The organism is Psychroserpens mesophilus (assembly GCF_050617655.1).
GTDB classification, from domain to species: Bacteria; Bacteroidota; Bacteroidia; order Flavobacteriales; family Flavobacteriaceae; genus Psychroserpens; species Psychroserpens mesophilus_A.
This window is the reverse complement of sequence record NZ_JBODQC010000361.1, coordinates 1-249: the sequence shown is the minus strand read 5'-3', so window position 1 is coordinate 249 and position 249 is coordinate 1. Positions and strand designations below refer to the sequence as shown.

Genomic DNA, 249 nt, shown 5'->3' with positions numbered 1-249 from the left:
ATATCCGCCACAAGGCAATCATCCTGCTGGACGATGAGGGCAACGAACTGATCATGCCCAAGGAAAAGCAGATCCCTTCCGATTTTTTCCGCAAGGGCGACAACGTCCGCGGGATCATCGAAAGCGTGGAGCTCAAGGGCAACAAGCCGTTGATCATCATGTCGCGCACCTCGCCTAAATACCTCGAGCAGCTTTTCCACCAGGAAATCCCCGAAGTTTTCGACGGGCTCATCACCATCAAGAAGGCGG

Annotated in this window: 1 pseudogene; it reads left to right on the top strand. The window is 54.2% G+C overall.

The annotated features are described in order from the left end of the window. Positions 1 to 249 (top strand): annotated as a pseudogene (locus tag ACRHNM_RS17595) (transcription termination factor NusA); the annotation flags it as partial.